The sequence below is a fragment of the Fretibacter rubidus genome (assembly GCF_041429785.1).
GTDB classification, from domain to species: Bacteria; Pseudomonadota; Alphaproteobacteria; order Caulobacterales; family Maricaulaceae; genus Fretibacter; species Fretibacter rubidus.
The window spans coordinates 1009185-1028477 of record NZ_CP163423.1; the positions used below are offsets into that span (position 1 = coordinate 1009185).

Here is a 19293-nt window from a genome sequence, read left to right on the forward strand (position 1 = left end):
CCTGTGCCACCTCAACAACCAACTGACGTTTCTGCACCGGACACAAAGTCTAAAATATCCACCTCTCAATCTATGACGAATGACGGAGCAGAACGCGGATTGAGATGCGAGCAAAGCTTCCCAGCAGAACTGACTGCTGCTGAACTATCGTTAGTTCGGGCGCGCATTACAAACGTGGTGTCACAAGGGTGCAGCCCAAATACGATTAAAAATACAGAGGTGGGCATCAGAGAAGGCTCTAATTTAGAGGGCTTTGTCGTGTCGGCATCGGTAAATTATCAATGCGTAACGCGCGATACCGTAAATAAAAAAGCGTCTCATAATTTCGACGGTATCTGTAAAACTGTCTTCGCTGATTTGCCCCTCGCTGGGAAATAGGAGTAAACTATGCCAATCCAAATACTCATGCCCGCGCTTTCGCCCACGATGGAGGAAGGCACTTTGTCTAAATGGCTTGTGGCCGAGGGCGATACTGTGTCCTCTGGCGATTTGTTGGCCGAGATTGAAACCGACAAAGCGACGATGGAAGTCGAAGCGGTTGAGGAAGGCGTGATTGCCAAGCTGCTCGTCGCGGGCGGAGCCGAGGGCGTGAAAGTCAACGCCCCCATCGCGATATTGCTAGAAGAGGGCGAGACCGAGGCCGATTTGGACGGATTTGAAGCGGGCGGCGCGCCGAAGGCTGCCTCTAAATCTGCAACCGAAACCCAGACCAAAGACGCGTCGCAGCCAGACCCCGCGCCGAAAGCGGCACCGCAGTCTGACCCTGCTCCGCAAGCCAGTCATAGCGGCGACCGCATCAAAGCGTCACCGCTGGCCAAACGTCTTGCCAAAGACGCAGGGCTTGACCTTGCGAGCCTGACAGGCACTGGCCCCGGCGGGCGTATCGTAAAGGCGGATATTGAAGCCGCCAAAGCCGCGCCGAAATCTTCACCGAAAGCCGAGGCGGCAAATTCCCAATCTGCGCCTCAATCCGCGCCACAGTCTGCGACGACATCAACGTCTGAAAGCGCGGGCCAAGAAGTGGGTATGCCTCTTTCTGGTGGGGCTGCGGATTATCTTGCCAAGCGCGGCATTGTCCAAGGCAGCTATGATCTGGAACCGCTGGACGGCATGCGCAAAGTTATCGCCAAGCGCCTATCCGAATCTAATAACAATGTCCCCGATTTCCCGCTGACAATTGATTGCGAAATCGACGGCTTGCTCGCCATGCGTAAAGAACTGAATTCCCAAGCGCCCGAAGGCGTGAAAATATCGGTCAATGATATGATCATCCGCGCCTGTGCCTTAGCGCTAAAGCATGAGCCGCGCGCTAACGCCAGCTATACGCCCGACGGAATTGCCTATCACAAAAATGCCGACGTCGCCGTGGCGGTTGCCGTGGACGGCGGACTGATTACACCTATCGTGCGCGAAGCCAATAACAAAGGCCTGTCGACCATTTCAACAGAGATGAAAGACCTCGCAGGGCGGGCGAAAACCAAAAAGCTGAAGCCCGAAGAATATCAAGGCGGGACGTTTTCTGTCTCTAACCTGGGCATGTTTGGTATTCGAGAATTTGGCTCTATCATCAATGAACCGCACGGCATGATTATGTCCGTCGGGGCAGGGGCACCGCGTCCCGTGGTGAAAGACGGCGCGCTGGCCGTGGCAACGGTCATGACGGTCACGCTGACCTGTGATCACCGCGTTGTTGACGGGGCGCTTGGCGCACAATGGCTCGGCCACTTTAAGCGTTATATCGAGCAGCCCATTACCATGATGCTCTAAAGGCTCCTTCCCCTGACAGGGGAAGCTTGCTCCCTGACTGTTGTATGGCCTTGCCCCAATTTCGGCTTAATTTATACTTAACCATAAGTTAACGCGTGAATTTGGCTGCAAGATGATGCGGGCCGGGGTTTGATATGATTGTTAAAACGCTATTTTTAGGGCTTTTATCCGCCGCCACAGCGGGCAGTGTTATGTATTTTGGCACCTTGCCAGATGATGGATCGAATGACGGGGCGAACAATCCGACATCTACAAATGCTAGCCAATTGAGTAATACCTCAGCGCCTGAGACAGTAGCGACAGATCGGGCGACTAACACTTTGCGTGTGACATCATCCAACGACGATACCTCCGCTACGGATGACGATACCGTCAAACGCCTCCCTAGCCTGCGCGATACTATTACAGATAAACGCGTAGAGCGCGGCCCAGAGGTGCGTGAGCAAGACGAGGCCGCAACCAAAATCGCGGAGACTGATGCGGAGCCACCGAAGAAACGCTGGCTGGATCAATATCTTCGTAATCGCGACAAGCCTGCCTCTGATACGCAGCCAGAGCCGCAGACGCCGCAAACGCCGCAGGTAATAGCCAAACCCGAAACGCCGCCCAAAGCTGTCGCTGATAAAGCCGTAGAGCCCGCAGATATGCTCAATGATATTATCGGTGCTTCTGATCAGACAAGATCTGATACGCCGCGTTATTTTAAAATCGAAGACGGTATCTTGGTCGAGGTCAAGCCTGCCGAGGTTGAGCGCGCCCAAGGCGTGCCGCAATATGATAAATATCCGCGCGGCGCCGCATCAGATGACCGTGTTCTGGCCGTTGCCTTTGAAGAGGCGGGCCGTATATCAAAGCCAGAATTGCGCGACCAAGCCTATTTTGGGATTTTGGAATATGCATTGCGTCAGGATAATTTTGTCGAAGCGGAAAAGGCGCTCGCCGAAATTTCCCAAGTCGATATGAATTACACCGCCAAAAGTCGGATTGCCGTCGCATTTGCACAAAAAGGCCTGTCGGGGATGGCGTTTAAAACCATCAACACAGTGGACGAACCAGAATTACGGGATTTCATGCGTTTGCAAGTCATTGAGGCGATGATTGCGCCTGAACGCCTCCCCAGCGCATGGCAAGAGGACCCGCGTCAAAACTAGACGCTTAATCCCGTAATTAATCGCGATTAAACCCTTATAAAACACCCCATTTGCGTCTATACAAAGCGTTGAGATTGACCGCGCTTTGGAGTGTCCTATGGCTGAGCAAAATTTTGATGTAATTATCGTGGGATCTGGCCCTGGCGGCTATGTCACCGCTATTCGGTCGAGCCAATTAGGGTTTAAAACAGCCATTATCGAGGCCGCCGATTTGGGCGGTGTTTGCCTGAACTGGGGCTGTATCCCGACCAAAGCGATGCTCCGCTCTGCCGAAGTTTATCACCAAATGCAGCACGCCAAAAACTACGGCCTGACCGCGACAGCTGGCTATGATTTGCCCGCTATTGTTAAACGCTCCCGCGATATTGCAAAGCAATTATCAGGCGGCGTGAAATTCTTAATGAAGAAAAATAAAATCACGGTCATTCTGGGTTTTGCATCGCTTAAAGCGGGCAAAGACGCCCCAACCGTTGTTGTTGAGGGCAAAGATTATACCGCCAAACATGTCATTATGGGCACAGGTGCGCGGGCACGCACAATCCCTGCGGCGGGTCTGGAGCCCGACGGAAAGTTCATCTGGACCGCGCGCGAGGCCATGGTGCCTGATACAATCCCAAAGCGTTTATTGGTTATCGGGTCGGGCGCAATCGGTATGGAATTTGCGAGCTTTTTTGACGCATTTGGCGCGGACGTCACTGTAGTTGAAATGGTCGACCGCATCCTGCCAGCCGAAGACGCAGAAATTTCAGGCCTCGCCGAAGCCGCCTTTAAGAAACGCGGGCTTAGCATTAAGACCAAAACACAAGTTAAATCCGTCACGAAAAACACCAATGATGTTACGGCTGTGTTGTCCGTGGACGGCAAAGACGAAAGCCATAATTTTGACCGTGTCATCCTCGCTATTGGTATTGTCGGCAACGTTGAGAACATGGGCCTAGAAGAGCTTGGCGTGAAAATTGACCGCAGCCATATCACAGTGGATGAGTTTTCCCGCACAGGCGTCCCCGGGCTTTACGCCATTGGCGATGTCACCACCCCGCCGTGGCTCGCGCATAAGGCGTCTCATGAAGGGATAATCTGTATAGAGAAAATTGCTGGCGGAAATCCGCATCCGCTCGACGCAAATTCCATTCCGGGCTGCACCTATTGCCACCCACAAATTGCCAGTGTCGGCCACACCGAAGCCCAAGCCAAAGCGGCGGGGTATGACATCAAAGTCGGGCGTTTCCCGTTCATGGGTAACGGTAAAGCCATTGCCCTTGGCGAGCCAGAAGGCCTTGTAAAAACTATCTTTGACGCGAAGACGGGCGAGCTTTTAGGCGCGCATATGATCGGCGCAGAAGTCACGGAATTAATTCAAGGCTATACTGTCGCGCGTCAACTAGAAACGACCGAAGAAGATTTGATGGAAACAGTCTTCCCGCATCCAACGCTGTCTGAAATGATGCATGAAGCGGTGCTAGATGCTTACGGCAAAGTCATCCATATTTAGACGGTAGCTTACAGCCTATTCGGCGGGGGCTATGATTTTTTTTGCGGCGGAAACGCAATGTTTCGGCAAAGCGCGTCTTGCGGGTCAGCATGGGTTTTTCAATAAATATCCAGCTTGCATAGGCGAGCGCAATTGTGATGGGTAGCGCAATCGCAATCAAGGCCAGCGGGCTGAGCGTTGGCATGGTGTAGAACAACCACTGCATGATGCACCAATGGTAGATATAAATGCCATATGACGTGTCAGACAGATGCTTTAATCCGTCAAGTTTTGGGGCTTTTACATAGGCGGCCCAAAAAACGAAGTACCCCAAAAACATAGCTGTGGTGACTTCAAATATGAGGGTCTTGTGTGTGAGGGCGGCGATTGCGCCCATAATAATAACGCCAATAATATTGAACTTTAGATGTTCGCGATAGGCATAGACGGCCGCGCCTAGGCCGTAGCAAATCCCAAAGCGCAGCATATTCTGCCCCGTCCCTGGCAGCATGTCATAAAGACCGCTGATATGCGCCAGCGGCCAAGCGGCGGCAAAGACCAAAAATTGTGCCCCAATCATCCAACGGTGCTTCATGAGGCCCAGCGCGAAGGCGGTAACTGTGCCGATATAAGCCAAAATCTCATAGCGCAATGTCCATAATGGGGCAGAGCCAAGCTGTTCTGCATTGGTTTCAAGCGCGCCCGGTAAAGTCATTTGAGCTTGGTAAAAGGATAGAACTTGCAGGGGTTGCGTATAAAATTGCGGGTCTGTGAAAAACTGCTTTAGCGGCAAGCTGGTCACAAACGGTCCCATGACAAACATCACAAACAGCACATGAATAAATAGGGCGGGATAGATACGCAGGATGCGCGCAGAGCTATATTCAGCAACGTCGCGGCGGTAAAGCATTGATTTTGTTACTAAAAAACCTGACGCTATGAAAAACAGGTTTACGGCCAGATAGCTTGGTTTATAGCCAAAGAAGAGATTAAATTCTGCCTGCTGGTCGCCAAGGGCGATAACATAGGCGTGGCCAATAACCACCATCACCGCAAAAAGCAGTCGCAGGGGCGTGAAAAAATTATCATGCCCGTCGTTTATTTTAACCCATTGAAACATGGATATTCTCCCCACCGATGAAATACGGTATCAAAATTCCCTTAAGTAAATGCAAAAATTGAGCCACAATGTCGCGCGTGGAGTGTGTTTAGCCTTTGAATTACGGGCAAAAAGCGCTTGTTTTGTGCGCCCGTAAGGCCCATTTAAACGTTATGACAGTCCTAATTGATAAACGAAATAGCGCCGCGAAAAGCCCCACGCCAACCGCGAAGACAGAGCGCCCGCGCCACCCCGAAAAAGCGAACCGTCCAGAGACAGAAGTCCTGCGCAAACCGTCTTGGATCAGGGTAAAAGCTCCGACCAGCAAAGGTTATGCCGAAACGCGCAAGATTGTGCACGGCAAAGGTCTTGTGACCGTTTGCGAAGAAGCGGCGTGCCCCAACATCGGTGAATGTTGGGAGAAAAAGCACGCGACATTTATGATTTTGGGCGACACATGCACACGCGCCTGCGCCTTTTGTAATGTCAAAACAGGTTTGCCCGGCCCCGTTGACCCTGCAGAGGCTGAGAAGATTGGTATCTCTGTTAAGGAAATGGAGCTTAAACACGTCGTTATTACATCCGTTGACCGTGATGATTTAACGGACGGCGGCGCGCAGCATTTTGTTGATGTCATCAACGCGATCCGCGCCCATTCGCCTGGCACAACAGTTGAAATTCTGACACCTGATTTCCTGCGTAAAGACGGCGCGCTAGATACGGTAATCGACGCGCGGCCTGATGTGTTTAATCACAATCTTGAAACTGTGCCGCGCCTATATTTGAAAATTCGCCCTGGCGCGCGCTATTACCATTCTATGCGTTTGCTAGAACGGGTCAAAGAGCGCGACCCCAGCCAGTTTACCAAATCGGGTTTGATGGTGGGCCTCGGCGAGACGAAAGAAGAGGTGATGCAAGTCATGGACGATATGCGCAGCGCGGGTATCGATTTTCTGACCATCGGGCAGTATCTTCAGCCAACACGCAAACATGCTGCCGTTGACCGTTTCGTGACCCCAGAAGAGTTCAAGGCCTATGAGACGATAGCCAGAGCCAAAGGCTTTTTGCTGGTATCATCCAGTCCGCTCACGCGGTCATCCTATCACGCCGATAGTGATTTTGCGAAATTGGCGGCGGCACGCAAAGCCCAAAACGGCTAATGCCGCAGGCTGCTTTATTGCAACGCGTGCCTCACGCACCGGACGATGTCTTAGCGATGGTGGCCGATGTCGAACGCTATCCCGATTTTATCTCGCTTATCTCTGCTGCGCGGATTACCAAACGCTTGGCCGCAGGTGAGGGGTTACAAAAATTTGAGGCTGACGCCGTTGTGGCTTACAAATTTATCAGCGAAACCTTTGGCTCGCTCGTGAGTGTCGATCACAAGGCGCGCACCATATCTGTGACAAAATCAAATCGCGGTGGTGCCGTGAAATCGCTGCGCAATGACTGGGTTTTTCATCCGCTCTCGGACGGCTCCACATTAGTGGATTTTGATGTCGATGTGCGCTTAAAGGCCTTCCCGCTAGAAATGCTTGCACGCGAAAAGTTCGACAAAGCGGCTGCCAAAATCATGGGTTATTTCATAGACCATGCCAGAGAAACCTTGCCGATTGTCGGGCAAGACGGTTTGAATATGCCCGCCGAAGTAAGGCAACTTGGCTTGCCGCTTACCCGTTTAATTTAGACGCGGCTGGTTTAGTCTTGCGTATCTGACGGTGTTGTCGCTGGAACACTGGCTTTGGCATCCAGCGCTTTTTTGATCGTGTAAAGCGCTTCATAACATGTCGCGTCGCGCACTTTATTGCGGTCCATGCCTTTGAAATTCATCAAGCGTGACGTGACATTGACGCCATTGGGGGCATTGTCATCGCGAAAGGCGAGGCCAATCCACACCGTGCCAACGGGCTTTTCTTTACTGCCGCCGCTTGGCCCTGCAACACCTGTCACAGACACAGCCATATCGGCCTTGACCACATCCAGCACATTTTTGGCCATAGAGCCCGCCACAAATTTACTAACTGCGCCGTATTTTTGAATCATGCCATGCGGCACACTCAGAACATTGGTTTTGACCAGATTATCATAGGCGATAATGCCGCCGCGAAAATTGCTCGACGATCCCGGAATAGACGTAATTGCGGCCCCAATCAGCCCGCCTGTGCAGCTTTCTGCTGTTGCAAGTTTTAGCTCTTGCGCTTTGGCTTTGTCTAAAACTTCTGCGGCAAGCTTAAATATATCGGCAAGTGTCGGGTTTTTCATAATCGTTTCGTTTCTTCTTAATGAGGCCGTGTCATGTAAATTAGACCGTCTCCGGGAGGCTAACGGTCGCGCTGGCTTGTGCGGCCATGCCTTCGCTGCGACCCGTAAAGCCCAGTTTTTCTGTTGTCGTGGCTTTAACACTGACTCGGTTTAAAGATAGCCCTAAAATCTCGGCAAGGCGCGCGCGCATGGCCTCGCGGTGGGGTTTAATCTTGGGTTTCTCGCATATCAATGTAACATCAACATGTTCAATCCGCCCGCCGCGCTCTGTGACGCGCTGTGCTGCAAAGTCTAGAAATTTATCCGAACTTGCACCTTTCCATTTTGGATCGGACGGCGGGAAGTGGTCGCCAATATCACCGTCTGCAATTGCGCCTAAAATAGCATCCGTCAGCGCATGTAACCCCACATCAGCGTCACTATGACCCAACAGCGTATAGCCGCACTCAATCGGCACACCGCAGAGCCACATTGTGCCGCCCTCTGTAAACCGGTGGACATCAAACCCTGTGCCCGTGGCAAAATATCGGCTGTTGGTATCGCTCATCAACTCTCTCTCGGCGCGGGTGAAGTCTTCAATATAGGTCAGTTTAATATTGTCGCGTGACCCGTTTACTGCAGCAATAGATAGTCCTGCGTCTTTGGCGACCGCAATGTCATCGGCAAAGCTAGCATCAGCGGGCGCTGCGTTAAAGGCGTTGACAATGTCGGCGTAGTGAAAGGCTTGTGGCGTCTGCACGGCCCGCAGCCCTGCGCGGTCTATATCGGTCCCAATGGCGTCCTTATCATAGGTTTTCACCGCATCAACTAAGGGCAGCACGGGGACAGATGCCTGATGCGTGGCAAGCGCCTCGACAAGGCGCGCAATTAAGTCTGCACTGACAAAGGGTCGTGCAGCGTCATGGATGAGGACATAATCTGGCGCGTCATCTTTTAGCGCGCTAAGCCCCGCTTTGACACTATCTGTGCGGGTTGCGCCGCCTGTGACGAAATGCACGTCGAAATTGGACAACACATCGGCGGCTTTCGTGTCGCCCGCGGCTATGACAACGACCGTATAATCTATTAATCCGGAACTGAGCGTCGCTGCTATCGTGCGTTCTAAAACCGTTTTTCCACCCAGCAGGCGGTATTGTTTGGGAATATCGCCCCCAATTCGTGCACCTTTGCCAGCGGCGACTATAATTTGTGCAATTTTAGGCAATTATCCCGCGCTTTCCGTGCTGAAATATTGTGCAAGTCTGAAAACTCACCTATGGGCTAGTCATGGCGAATCCTATCCAAATCGGCAAGCATGAATTGGCATCAAATGTCCTTGTCGCCCCCATGTCGGGGCTGACGGATTTGCCGTTTCGTCGTATTATGCAACAGTTTCAGCCGGGCCTTGTGGTGTCTGAAATGGTGGCCAGCGAAGGCCTAAGCCGCGGTAACGGCGACGGGGAAGCACGTTCTGCGGGCAAAGACGAAATTTATCCACTGGTGATACAACTCATCGGGCGGGACGCCTATTGGATGGAACGCGGCGCAAAGCTGGCGGAAGAGGCGGGCGCTGATATTGTTGATATCAATATGGGCTGCCCCGCGCGCAAAGTGACGTCGGGCCTATCAGGCTCGGCCCTCATGCGCGACCTGGACCACGCGGTGGAACTCATCGAAGCAACACTGGCAGGCACTATTCGTCCTGTCAGCTTAAAGATGCGTCTAGGCTGGGATGATGATAGCTTAAACGCCCCCGAACTGGCCCGCCGCGCGCAAGATGTGGGTGTCTGTATGGTCACCGTTCACGGTCGGACGCGCTGCCAATTTTATGAGGGCCACGCCGATTGGGCCGCCGTGCGCAAAGTGGTCGAGGCCGTGGATATTCCCGTCATCGTAAACGGTGATATTAATACGCCTGATGACGCGCAAGCTGCGCTGGAGCAATCAGGCGCGCGCGGCGTGATGGTTGGGCGGGGCCTGATCGGGCGGCCTTGGCACATAGGCGCGATTACGGCGCGGGTAGACGGCCTAGACGTGCCGCCGCCATTACCGCTAGAGCAGCGTATGGCGGTCGCGCAGAGCCACTACCGCGATATGCTCAACTTTTACGGAGAGCGGCGCGGCATTCGAAAAGCGCGCAAACATTTGGTCGGCTATGTTGAACATGCGCCGGGCTTGTCATCTGATATGCAAGAGGCGCTGCGCAGTAAAATTGCCCGCACGAATGACCCTGACATTGTGATTGAAACGCTGTCCGAGTGTTTCTCCCGCGCGAGCCTTGAGCAGGCCGCATGAGTGACCTAGATTTAAATTTGCTCTTAGACGATATCCCGTCACCGATTTTTGTGTTCAATCCCAATAGTCTGGACATCGCTTGGGTGAACATGGAAAGCCAAGATTGGGTCGGGCATTCCGCAAAGGCCATCATCGGAACCTCACTGTCTGAGCACCTCAGCCCGTGCGAGCCAATCATTGAGGCGGCGAAACGCTGCGTCATCAGTCGCGGTGCGGTCAGCCTTCGCGGCTATATTCTGGCGCGCACCAATATGGCCGATGAACGCGTGCATCTAACTTTATTTCCCAGCGGTGGCTTTGTCGGGATGATTGTATCGCTCGCTGCCGCGCAACCGAACGAGACGGCGGCCAATGATATTGCCGTATCGGCCATGGGGCGGATGCTCGCCCATGAGATTAAAAACCCGCTTGCGGGGATAAACGGCGCGGCACAATTGCTGCGCGATGACGTGAAAACGGATGAAGGTCAAAAGCTGATCGATTTGATTGGCTCAGAGATTAACCGCATCCGCCGTTTGGCGGACCGTATGGAAACGTTGGGGGATCGTAATCCTGAAAACCTCAGCCTTGTGAATATTCACGAAATTCTGCGCGATGCGAGGAAGCTGATGCAGGCGACTGTGTCCAGTAACATCGTCTTTACCGAGGACTATGACCCGTCCCTGCCAGAGACATTGGGTGACCGCGATACGTTGATGCAAGCGCTGCTGAACCTTATAAAAAATGCCGCCGAAGTGCTAGAGCATGGCGGGCAGGGCGGCGAGATTACGCTGCGCACATCGTTTCGCTCTGGCGTGGTGCGTAAGGGCTTTTCTGGCAGACCCGACCAAGGCCTACCCATTGAAATTCGTATATCGGATGACGGCCCTGGTATTCCGCCCGAAATACGCGAGCAGATTTTTCAGCCCTTTGTAACCGATAAACCCAGCGGACAGGGGCTGGGCCTGGCACTGGTCGCCAAAGTGGCCGCTGCCCATGACGGGCTGATTGAATTGAAATCGCGGCCCGGACGGACGGTGTTCTCACTTCTATTGCCGGGCTTGACCCTCACAGATTTAGCTGACGGAGCAAACGATGAAATATGAAATCCTACTGGCCGATGATGATGATAGTGTGCGGCTCGTTTTGTCTAAGGCCATTACCCGGGCGGGGCACACAGTGCGTGCCACAGATAACGCAGAGACATTGGTGAAGTGGGCGGAAGCGGGTCAGGGTGATATTATTGTCACCGACGTCATGATGGGCGGGCGTGAGGTTTTTGAACGCCTTCCGGAAATATCAAAAGCGCGCCCTAACATGCCCGTCATCGTCATTAGCGCCAATAATACCGTCAATACGGCGCTGAAATCCGGTACGCATAAAGTCTTTGAATATATTCCAAAACCCTTTGATCTGGATGATGTCACTAATGCTGTGTCGCGTGCAGGCCAGAGCGTTAATCCGCGTAAATCGCGCATGCGGGCCGAACTTGGAAAATTACCCATGATTGGGCGCAGTGCCGCGATGCAGCCAGTTTACCGCGCCGTGTCGCGCTTTGCCTCTGGCGATCTGCCTTGCCTGATTACGGGTTCTGTTGGGACAGGCAAAGACCTTGTCGCGCGGCTTTTGCATGACGGCGGCCCGCGCCGAGAGCGTCCGTTCATTCGAAATAGCGATTTTTCAAACACGTCTCTGACCCTACAAAAAGTCAATGGCGGTGACATCTATATTGACGAGGTCGCGGAATTGACCCCCGTCCAGCAAGAAGGCCTTTTGGCCCTTTTGACCGAAGCAGAATATATCCCAAATCATAGCCGTCCACGAATCCTGTCAGCAACGCGCAAAGATTTGCGTAAAATGGCAGCAGCGGGACAGTTTCGCGATGATCTTTTGTTTCGGATTAATGTGGCTGAAATTCGTATTCCGGATTTATCAGCCCGCGAACGTGACACTTATGAACTCGCGGAAGCGTTTTTGTCCCAAACCTCACCAGAGGGAAACAGACGCTTTGAAACGGAAGCCTTGGACGTTCTGCACCGTCATAGTTGGGACGGTAATGTGCGCGAGCTCGAAAATCTCGTGCGCCGTCTGTCTGTGCTTTACTCCGATGACGTGATTACGGCTGATATGGTTTTGCAGGAATTTTCCAAAGATATTGCGCCGCACCAAACATCAGAGGAAAGCCAGCATCTGACAGACCTGCTGGAAGATAATTGCCGACAGCTTTTAAATAGCCCGCGAGACCCAAATGCCGAAACCCCCTATCAAGAGGCGCTTGCATGGGTCGAACGGCCGCTGATTGTCGAGGCTCTGCGCGTCACAGGTGGCAACCGTGCCAAGGCGGCAGACCGATTGGGCATTCACCGCAATACATTACGAACACGGTTAAAATCCCTCGATATTCAATAGGCTTAATTCAATGATTTTGAAGCCATTGAGGCGACCATTCTGTCTAATTGTTCATCGTGCACAACCGAAGATGTGTTGATTTATTGCAACACTGCGCTAAAGAAGTAACAGTTGGCGCAAATGCGCTGCTTTATGCAGGGTTCTATGGTGCAATTAGCACAAATGACACGAGGCAAAATGGGCAAGGGCGATAGCCCTAATAAGACCGTGACAGCGGCAAAGGCCAGCGATGGTAAACCCCCGCAGCGCACAGCCCCCGATTGGACAGGTGTCCGCCGTCATGCCAGCGTCGCGACCAGTGCATTATTCGGGCTCTTATTTTTTGTCGCCGTTGGTTTCACTGTGCTGGGTATCTTTTTTGCACTGTCCGGTGACGCCACCCGCAACGCACAAGCCCTGCCAATCCTACAAATTAATATGGTCATTCTTGCCGTGCTGGCCGTTGTTGTCGCGCGGCGAGTGTGGCAAGTGCTGTTTTCAAAAACCAGCCGACGGTCTGCGCCGCTACTGCATCGCCGCTTTGTGATTATTTTCTCCCTGGCGGCGCTAACGCCCGCTGTGCTGGTGGGAGCCTTTGCAACGACGCTGATTACACAAAACATCAATGACGCTATGGGGCGCTCAACGCGGGGCGATATGGCCCAAGCGCAAGCTTTGCTAACCGGGTATTTGACCGATGAGCGGGCCGCGCTTCTCGAAGATATTGGCACGTTGGAACGCAGCCTCAACGCATCGCCTGATTTGTTGCGTAATCGTATCTCTAATACAGCGCGATTGGCGCGCGCACGGCTGACACTCGGTTTTGATGCGGTCTATCTTATCACGCGCGACGGTATGATTTTAACGCGGGTAGAGGGCGGACGGACGCCCGATTTACGTATTCCAGTACGCTCTTTTGTGGACAGCGTGCAAGCGGGCGATATCGCCTTCCAACAGCGCGATGATATCGATTATCTAATCGCACTGACAGAACTTGATGCCTATCCGGGTGTATTCATTTATGCTGGCAGGTTCTTAAGATCAGACTCCAAAGTGCTGTCATCTATTTCGGGTATCAGCGAAAGCCAACGTAACTTAGACCGTTTTATTGAAGATCAAAAAAGCGTGGAACGGGTGTTTCTCCTGACGTTTTTTGAAACGGTTCTGCTAATTTTAATTGCGGCGGTGTGGTTGGGTATTGTGCTTGCCAACCGCATTATTGATCCGCTTGGACGACTGGTTGAGGCGGCGGAACAAGTGCGCGGCGGTGACCTGACCGCGCGGGTGAAAGTCGAAAGCGATTGGGGCGAAATGTCTGATCTCGGCAGCGCCTTTAACCGCATGACGCGCCAGCTATCATCCCAGCGCGAAGAGCTTGTGCGTGAACATGATATATCGGAACAAAGACGGCAGTTCTCAGAAGCTGTATTATCCGGTGTTCGCGCGGGTGTTATCGGCCTGACCCAAGAGGGCCGTATCACGCTTATGAATGCGTCGGCTGTGCGGCTTTTGGGCCTATCTGCTGATGATATTTTAGGACAGCCCATTGATGTGGTACTGTCCGAGTTCGAGCCTGCCTTTCGGTCTGCCCGCGAAGATATTCAAAGCGCATCAGAGGACCAAGTCAGCTTTCCGACGCCGACAGGATCGCGGATATTTGACTTGCGCGTTTCAGCCTATCAAGGCGCCCGAAAAGATACGGGTTGGGTGCTGACCTTTGATGATATGACGCGCCTTGTTGCCGCCCAACGCCACAGTGCTTGGCGCGAAGTGGCGCGGCGCATTGCGCACGAAATTAAAAACCCGCTGACGCCCATTCAACTGTCGGCAGAACGCTTACAACGTAAATACGGCAAAGCGGGGCTATCTGACAGTGATGTCTTTGATAATTGTACTCAGACAATCATTCGCCAAGTCAGCAGCCTTGAGAAGATGGTGGATGAATTTTCTGCCTTTGCCCGTATGCCGTCGCCCGTGTTCACCGAAGCCGACTTACGCAAAGTCATTGACGAAATTGTGTTTGAGCAAGGCGTGGCTTTTCCCGATATTTTGGTTAGCTTTGAGGCGGGCGACCGACCCGCGCCTGTCCTATGTGATACGCGGTTGATTAGCCAAGCCCTGACCAATGTCACCAAAAACGCCGCAGAGTCCATTAAGCGGCGCATCGACCATGCGGGCAGCGACGGCGGCGATGGGCAGATTGATATTCTTATCCAGCCCAAAGACGGTTTTTTCCATATCATCATTGATGATAACGGTGCGGGGTGGCCATTGCCTGACCGCGAACGCTTGCTGGAACCCTATGTCACGACGCGCGACACAGGCACGGGTCTTGGCCTTGCGATTGTGCAACGCATTGCCGAAGATCACGGCGGCTTTATTACGTTAGCCGATAGGTTGGACGGCGGTGAGGGTGCACGGTTGACGCTGGCGTTACCTATTGCGGCGCATGATATCGAAGCGCTGTCCGAGCAAACTCTATCCACCGAAGCAGTCTTTATTTCACAAGAGGGGCAAAACTCATGAAAAGCGGTATGAAGAACGATATTTTAATCGTCGAAGATGAAGACGATATTCGGGATATGATTGCAGGGATACTTTCTGATGAAGGCTATCAGGTCCGCCAAGCCGCAACCAGTGAGGCGGCGCTAGAGAAGATAAAAGCCCGCGTGCCCAATCTTGTCGTGCTTGACGTCTGGCTAAAGGGTAGCTCGATGGACGGGATAGAACTGCTTGACCGCTTGAAGGTCAATAGTCCCAACCTTCCCGTGATTATCATCAGTGGTCACGGCACGGTTGAAACGGCGGTTTCGGCCATTCGTAAGGGGGCTTTTGATTATATTGTTAAACCGTTCAAGGCTGAAAAACTGCTGGTCACTGCGACTCGCGCACTGGAAAATGCGCGTCTGCGGCAGGAAAATGAAGAACTAAAAGGCCGCGCCCAGGGTGATGATACGCTGATTGGTAATTCCCCCTATATCATGCAATTGCGCCAGAAAATCACTCGAATAGCCCCAACCAATAGCCGCGTGTTAATCACAGGGCCCAGTGGTTCTGGCAAAGAATTGATTGCGCGCCATCTCCATGCTAATTCTGACCGCGCAAGCGGGCCGTTTAAGGCGGTCAATGCCGCCTCTATGGTGCCTGAACGTGTGGAAGAGGAGCTGTTTGGCTCGACCTCTGATGACGGTCAAACCAAAACAGGACTGCTAGAGAAAGCCCATAACGGCACGCTTTATTTGGACGAGGTGGCGGATATGCCGCTGGAAACTCAAGGCAAGCTTCTGCGGCTTTTGATCGAACAGCGCTTTCAGCGCTTGGGTGACAGCGACGATGTGCAAGTTGATGTGCGCGTTATAACGTCCACTTCGCGCGACTTGGAAAAAGAAGCGCGTCTGGGACGCTTTCGCGAAGATCTTTATCACCGCCTGAACGTTATGCCGCTAGAGGCCGCACCGCTGGCGGCCCGGCGCGAGGATATTCCGGATCTGGTCAAATATTTTATTGAGCGGCTGGCCAGTTCAACCGGGTTACCAGCGCGTCAAATTGGCGATGACGCAATGGCGGCGCTGCAAGCGCATGACTGGCCCGGAAATGTGCGCCAGCTTAGAAATAATGTTGAACGGTTGCTCATCCTCGCCACGGGTGATCCGACGCAGGCGATTACGCTGCAAACTCTACCGCCCGAAGTGTCGGTTGTGCGCGGATCAGGGGCGCCGCAATCGGACGAGAAAATCATTGCCATGCCGCTGCGCGACGCGCGGGAGCACTTTGAACGTGAATATCTACAAGCCCAAATTGAACGTTTTGGCGGCAACATCTCTCGCACGGCCAGTTTTGTTGGTATGGAGCGCTCTGCGCTGCATAGAAAGCTAAAATCGCTCGGCGTAAACGCGAACGGCCGCGACGCAGAGTAAGCGCCCATCTATTCCCTAGCAATCCGCGCGACCTGCGCTATATTCGGCGGGGAACAAAGGGTGAGAGCATGAGAGTTATCATTTGCGGGGCAGGGCGCGTTGGTTACGGCATTGCAGCGCGGCTGGCCGAAGAAGGCAATATGGTCACGGTTGTGGACGTTTCGCCCGAGCTTATCCGTAATATTACGACAGAATTAGATGTGCGCGGCTTTGTCGGTCACGCGGCCTATCCCGATATGTTAAAACGTGCGGGCGCAGAATCAGCCGAGATGATTATCGCTGTGACTTATTCGGACGAGGTCAATATGCTGGCCTGTCAAATTGCTCATTCCTTGTTTAATGTGCCGACAAAGATTGCACGTGTGCGGGCGCAAAATTATCTACAAAGCGAGTGGAATGATCTGTTTTCTCGCGATAACCTGCCAATCGATGTGATTATTTCGCCAGAGGTGGAAATCGGGAAATCTATTCTGCGTCGGTTGAATATGCCGGGCGCCTTTGATGTGGTGCCATTTGCCGAAGGCCGTGTACAATTGCTGGGTATAAAAATTACTGATGACACACCCATCATTGACACGCCTATTCGCCAGATCACAGATTTGTTTTCTGGCCTCCATGCTGTGGTCGTCGGGATTAAGCGCGACGGCGAGGTCTTTGCGCCAACGGGTGATGACCCGCTGACCCCGGGCGATGAGGCCTATTTTATCACGCTGGCTGAGCATGCGCAGCGCTTGCTGGAAATTATCGGTAATACAACGGTCAAAGCCCGCCAGATTGTGATTGTCGGCGGCGGCCACATTGGGGCTTATGTCGCAGGAGAGCTTGAGACAATGGCGGGTGTCCGCGCCCGCATGATTGAGCTTGATAAAAGCCGGGCGGAGAAAACAGCGGAAAATCTACGGAAGACCGTTATCTTGCATGGTGATGCCATGAATGCGCAAATCCAAGAAGAGGCAGGCGTCGCTAATGCTGAATTTGTTTTGTGCCTGACTGACGATGATAAGACCAATATCCTTACCGCAGTCCTTGCAAAAAAACTTGGCGCGAAACGTGCGGCGAGCCTGATCAACGCCGTGTCCATGCAAAATATGAAGACAGAGCTGGGTCTGGATATGATCATTGATCCGCGCGCGACAACGGTATCATCCATTCTGCGTCATGTGCGGCGGGGTCGTATCTTGGATGTTTTCTCTATCGAGGAAGGGGCCGCAGAAGTCATAGAGGGCGAGGTTCTGGAAACATCGCCGCTGTCGGGTAAGAAAATTGGGGACGCCGAGATTGGCGAAGGCATTACCATTGGCGCAGTCATTCACGCTGGCAATGTTCTGTATCCACAGCCTGATTTGGTGATACGCGCGGGTGATCGCATTGTATTGCTCGCTGAATTGGCGGCATTAAAGACAGTTGAGCAGTTATTCCGCGTTAGCTCGGATTACTTCTAGGCCGTGGCCCTTACCCGTATCCTATTATGGCTCGGAAACTCTCTGGTTCTCTGTGCGGTGATGATGGCGGTCACCGCCCTAGCGGCCGCAATTTTGGGCGAGACATCCTACGTCATGAATTTTGCAGCCTTGGCGATGGTCACAGGGGTCGTTGGTGCCGTCTTTATGCTGCTGACCTACAATACGCCCGCGCGGGAGAATAACGGCGATGCCTTAATCTTCCTTGTCTTGTTCTGGATATTGATGCCTGCTGTTACCGCTGTGCCCTATGCTGTGGGTGGGGTTAGCGCGTCTTATGCGGTCGCTTATTTTGAATCTGTTTCAGCCATTACCACCACCGGTGCCTCTACCCTATCAGCGGACGCCATGCCGCGTACAATCCTGTTTTGGCGCAGCTTGTTGCAATGGTTTGGCGGGGTTAGCGCGGCAACCTTTGCCGTTGTGATTCTGGCGGCTGTAAATCTTTCGGGAACAGGCATACACCGCTCTATGCTATTTACGCTTAAACGTGGGGAATTGTTTGAACGCCTTATCGGTATCGGACGGGTTGTGGGCGGTCTTTATTTGGGCTTATCTGTTTTGTGTTTTGTTGGTTTAATCGGCACAGGCACCCCGCCTTTTGAGGCTGTGTGCCTGTCTCTAACCTCTGTATCCACGGGCGGGTTAACACCGCGCGACGGGCCTATGGCAGCCTATGTTGGCCCCGTGGGTTCCATGGTGCTGGCGTTATTTTGTCTTGCAGGTGCCATGAGTATTGCTGTGCTTTGGGACTTCGTACGCCTTCGCGGTACACGCGGATTACAGCCTATATTTTCTAATGTCGAGCACCGCGGTGTGGTTATCATTGCGGCTATTTTAATCGTGCTGGGCGCTGTGTTTGCGCGGATCGAGAATTTAGGCACTGTCATCCCCGAAGCTATATATTTTGCCAGCGGAACAGGGTTCAACTATCACGTGATTGGCGTGGATATGATACCCGCCGCTATTTTGGTCGCGATTGCGCTCATCGGTGGAGCGGCACTGTCTACGACAGGCGGCATAAAAATTATTCGTTTGCTCCTTCTGTTCCGACATCTTGGTACGGACCTTAGTCGTCTGCCGCATCCATCGCGCATTGTCCCCGTGATTTTTCGCGGTAACATCGTACCAAATGCGGCGTTTTTATCGATATGGATGTATTTCTTCGGATTCACCTTTGCCTTTGCAGCTGGCATCGTTGCGCTTGGGGCTGTGGGTATTGATTTGGAAACAGCTGTAGCCGCCAGTGCGGCGTCGGTCGCCAATATGGGGCCACTGCTTGAGGCCACGATGACAGGCACAGAGTTTAAAGACTTTACTGTGTCGCAATTATCTGTCGCATCCGGATTAATGCTCATTGGGCGTGTTGAAGTGCTGGCAGCGTTTGCTGCATTTTTCAGCACTTTGTGGAAGCGGTAGCGCGTAACGGCGAAATTTTGCAAAAACTTCATACGCAACTGCGTCTTTTACACTCGCTACCCGTAAATAGGGTTGCTATGGCGACTAAACCATATCAAACAAGACC

At 52.9% G+C, this 19293-nt stretch carries 16 protein-coding genes; 13 read left to right on the forward strand and 3 right to left on the reverse strand.

Annotated features, from left to right (window positions below; translation table 11 throughout):
* Window positions 1–3: 3 nt before the first annotated feature.
* The 4 genes from AB6B37_RS04810 (at window position 4) to lpdA (ending at window position 4410) form a co-directional block, all read left to right on the forward strand.
* Window positions 4–378, forward strand: coding sequence for a hypothetical protein (locus AB6B37_RS04810; protein ID WP_371397760.1), 375 nt, complete (start codon window positions 4–6; stop codon window positions 376–378).
* A gap of 9 nt (window positions 379–387) precedes the next feature.
* A complete protein-coding gene (locus AB6B37_RS04815; RefSeq protein ID WP_371397761.1) occupies window positions 388–1767 on the forward strand; it encodes a pyruvate dehydrogenase complex dihydrolipoamide acetyltransferase in 1380 nt (459 codons plus the stop codon).
* 134 nt (window positions 1768–1901) lie between these two features.
* Entirely contained in the window at window positions 1902–2918 is a 1017-nt protein-coding gene (locus AB6B37_RS04820) for a hypothetical protein (RefSeq protein WP_371397762.1), read from the forward strand.
* 97 nt (window positions 2919–3015) lie between these two features.
* Window positions 3016–4410, forward strand: coding sequence for a dihydrolipoyl dehydrogenase (gene lpdA, locus AB6B37_RS04825; protein ID WP_371397763.1), 1395 nt, complete (start codon window positions 3016–3018; stop codon window positions 4408–4410).
* Here the strand turns inward: lpdA and AB6B37_RS04830 are convergent.
* Window positions 4397–5509: an acyltransferase family protein gene (locus AB6B37_RS04830; RefSeq protein ID WP_371397764.1), complete on the reverse strand. Its 1113-nt coding sequence runs from the start codon at window positions 5507–5509 to the stop codon at window positions 4397–4399. The genes lpdA and AB6B37_RS04830 overlap by 14 nt on opposite strands.
* A 152-nt stretch (window positions 5510–5661) precedes the next feature.
* On the opposite strand from AB6B37_RS04830, the gene lipA reads away from it, so the two are divergent.
* Window positions 5662–6648 carry a lipoyl synthase gene (gene lipA, locus AB6B37_RS04835; protein WP_371397765.1) on the forward strand — a complete coding sequence of 329 codons (987 nt, stop codon included), beginning with the start codon at window positions 5662–5664 and terminating at the stop codon, window positions 6646–6648.
* The gene (locus AB6B37_RS04840; protein ID WP_371397766.1) at window positions 6648–7175 is read left to right on the forward strand and encodes a type II toxin-antitoxin system RatA family toxin; all 528 of its coding nucleotides are present in this window, start codon (window positions 6648–6650) and stop codon (window positions 7173–7175) included. Before lipA ends, AB6B37_RS04840 begins: the two co-directional genes overlap by 1 nt.
* Before the next feature lie 11 nt (window positions 7176–7186).
* Here AB6B37_RS04840 and AB6B37_RS04845 read toward each other — a convergent pair whose 3' ends face one another.
* Window positions 7187–7750, reverse strand: a complete 564-nt coding sequence (locus tag AB6B37_RS04845; protein WP_371397767.1) for a CinA family protein — start codon at window positions 7748–7750, stop codon at window positions 7187–7189.
* A gap of 40 nt (window positions 7751–7790) precedes the next feature.
* Window positions 7791–8954, reverse strand: coding sequence for a bifunctional 2-C-methyl-D-erythritol 4-phosphate cytidylyltransferase/2-C-methyl-D-erythritol 2,4-cyclodiphosphate synthase (locus AB6B37_RS04850; protein ID WP_371397768.1), 1164 nt, complete (start codon window positions 8952–8954; stop codon window positions 7791–7793).
* 62 nt (window positions 8955–9016) lie between these two features.
* On the opposite strand from AB6B37_RS04850, the gene dusB reads away from it, so the two are divergent.
* The 7 genes from dusB to AB6B37_RS04885 all read left to right on the forward strand — a co-directional run bounded on the left by dusB (window position 9017) and on the right by AB6B37_RS04885 (window position 19187).
* Window positions 9017–10024, forward strand: a complete 1008-nt coding sequence (dusB, locus tag AB6B37_RS04855; protein WP_371397769.1) for a tRNA dihydrouridine synthase DusB — start codon at window positions 9017–9019, stop codon at window positions 10022–10024.
* On the forward strand, window positions 10021–11109 hold the full coding sequence (locus tag AB6B37_RS04860; RefSeq protein ID WP_371397770.1) for a nitrogen regulation protein NR(II): 1089 nt from the start codon (window positions 10021–10023) through the stop codon (window positions 11107–11109). The genes dusB and AB6B37_RS04860 overlap by 4 nt, the downstream gene beginning before the upstream one ends.
* Window positions 11099–12412 carry a sigma 54-interacting transcriptional regulator gene (locus AB6B37_RS04865; RefSeq protein ID WP_371397771.1) on the forward strand — a complete coding sequence of 438 codons (1314 nt, stop codon included), beginning with the start codon at window positions 11099–11101 and terminating at the stop codon, window positions 12410–12412. The genes AB6B37_RS04860 and AB6B37_RS04865 overlap by 11 nt, the downstream gene beginning before the upstream one ends.
* 144 nt (window positions 12413–12556) lie before the next feature.
* Window positions 12557–14917, forward strand: coding sequence for an ATP-binding protein (locus AB6B37_RS04870; RefSeq protein WP_371397772.1), 2361 nt, complete (start codon window positions 12557–12559; stop codon window positions 14915–14917).
* Between the two features lie 8 nt (window positions 14918–14925).
* Window positions 14926–16308, forward strand: coding sequence for a sigma-54-dependent transcriptional regulator (locus AB6B37_RS04875; RefSeq protein ID WP_371398412.1), 1383 nt, complete (start codon window positions 14926–14928; stop codon window positions 16306–16308).
* 68 nt (window positions 16309–16376) lie between these two features.
* Window positions 16377–17750, forward strand: coding sequence for a Trk system potassium transporter TrkA (gene trkA, locus AB6B37_RS04880; RefSeq protein ID WP_371397773.1), 1374 nt, complete (start codon window positions 16377–16379; stop codon window positions 17748–17750).
* Between the two features lie 3 nt (window positions 17751–17753).
* Window positions 17754–19187, forward strand: a complete 1434-nt coding sequence (locus AB6B37_RS04885; RefSeq protein WP_371397774.1) for a TrkH family potassium uptake protein — start codon at window positions 17754–17756, stop codon at window positions 19185–19187.
* The last annotated feature ends 106 nt before the right edge of the window (window positions 19188–19293 follow it).

Excerpts from the sequence above, each read along its gene's own strand:
- AB6B37_RS04815 (WP_371397761.1), top strand. The coding sequence starts at position 388 with ATGCCAATCCAAATACTCATGCCCGCGCTTTCGCCCACGATGGAGGAA.
- AB6B37_RS04820 (WP_371397762.1), top strand. The coding sequence starts at position 1,902 with ATGATTGTTAAAACGCTATTTTTAGGGCTTTTATCCGCCGCCACAGCG.
- lpdA (WP_371397763.1), top strand. The coding sequence starts at position 3,016 with ATGGCTGAGCAAAATTTTGATGTAATTATCGTGGGATCTGGCCCTGGC.
- AB6B37_RS04830 (WP_371397764.1), bottom strand. The coding sequence starts at position 5,509 with ATGTTTCAATGGGTTAAAATAAACGACGGGCATGATAATTTTTTCACG.
- lipA (WP_371397765.1), top strand. The coding sequence starts at position 5,662 with ATGACAGTCCTAATTGATAAACGAAATAGCGCCGCGAAAAGCCCCACG.
- AB6B37_RS04840 (WP_371397766.1), top strand. The coding sequence starts at position 6,648 with ATGCCGCAGGCTGCTTTATTGCAACGCGTGCCTCACGCACCGGACGAT.
- AB6B37_RS04845 (WP_371397767.1), bottom strand. The coding sequence starts at position 7,750 with ATGAAAAACCCGACACTTGCCGATATATTTAAGCTTGCCGCAGAAGTT.
- dusB (WP_371397769.1), top strand. The coding sequence starts at position 9,017 with ATGGCGAATCCTATCCAAATCGGCAAGCATGAATTGGCATCAAATGTC.
- AB6B37_RS04860 (WP_371397770.1), top strand. The coding sequence starts at position 10,021 with ATGAGTGACCTAGATTTAAATTTGCTCTTAGACGATATCCCGTCACCG.
- AB6B37_RS04865 (WP_371397771.1), top strand. The coding sequence starts at position 11,099 with ATGAAATATGAAATCCTACTGGCCGATGATGATGATAGTGTGCGGCTC.
- AB6B37_RS04870 (WP_371397772.1), top strand. The coding sequence starts at position 12,557 with ATGGTGCAATTAGCACAAATGACACGAGGCAAAATGGGCAAGGGCGAT.
- AB6B37_RS04875 (WP_371398412.1), top strand. The coding sequence starts at position 14,926 with ATGAAGAACGATATTTTAATCGTCGAAGATGAAGACGATATTCGGGAT.
- trkA (WP_371397773.1), top strand. The coding sequence starts at position 16,377 with ATGAGAGTTATCATTTGCGGGGCAGGGCGCGTTGGTTACGGCATTGCA.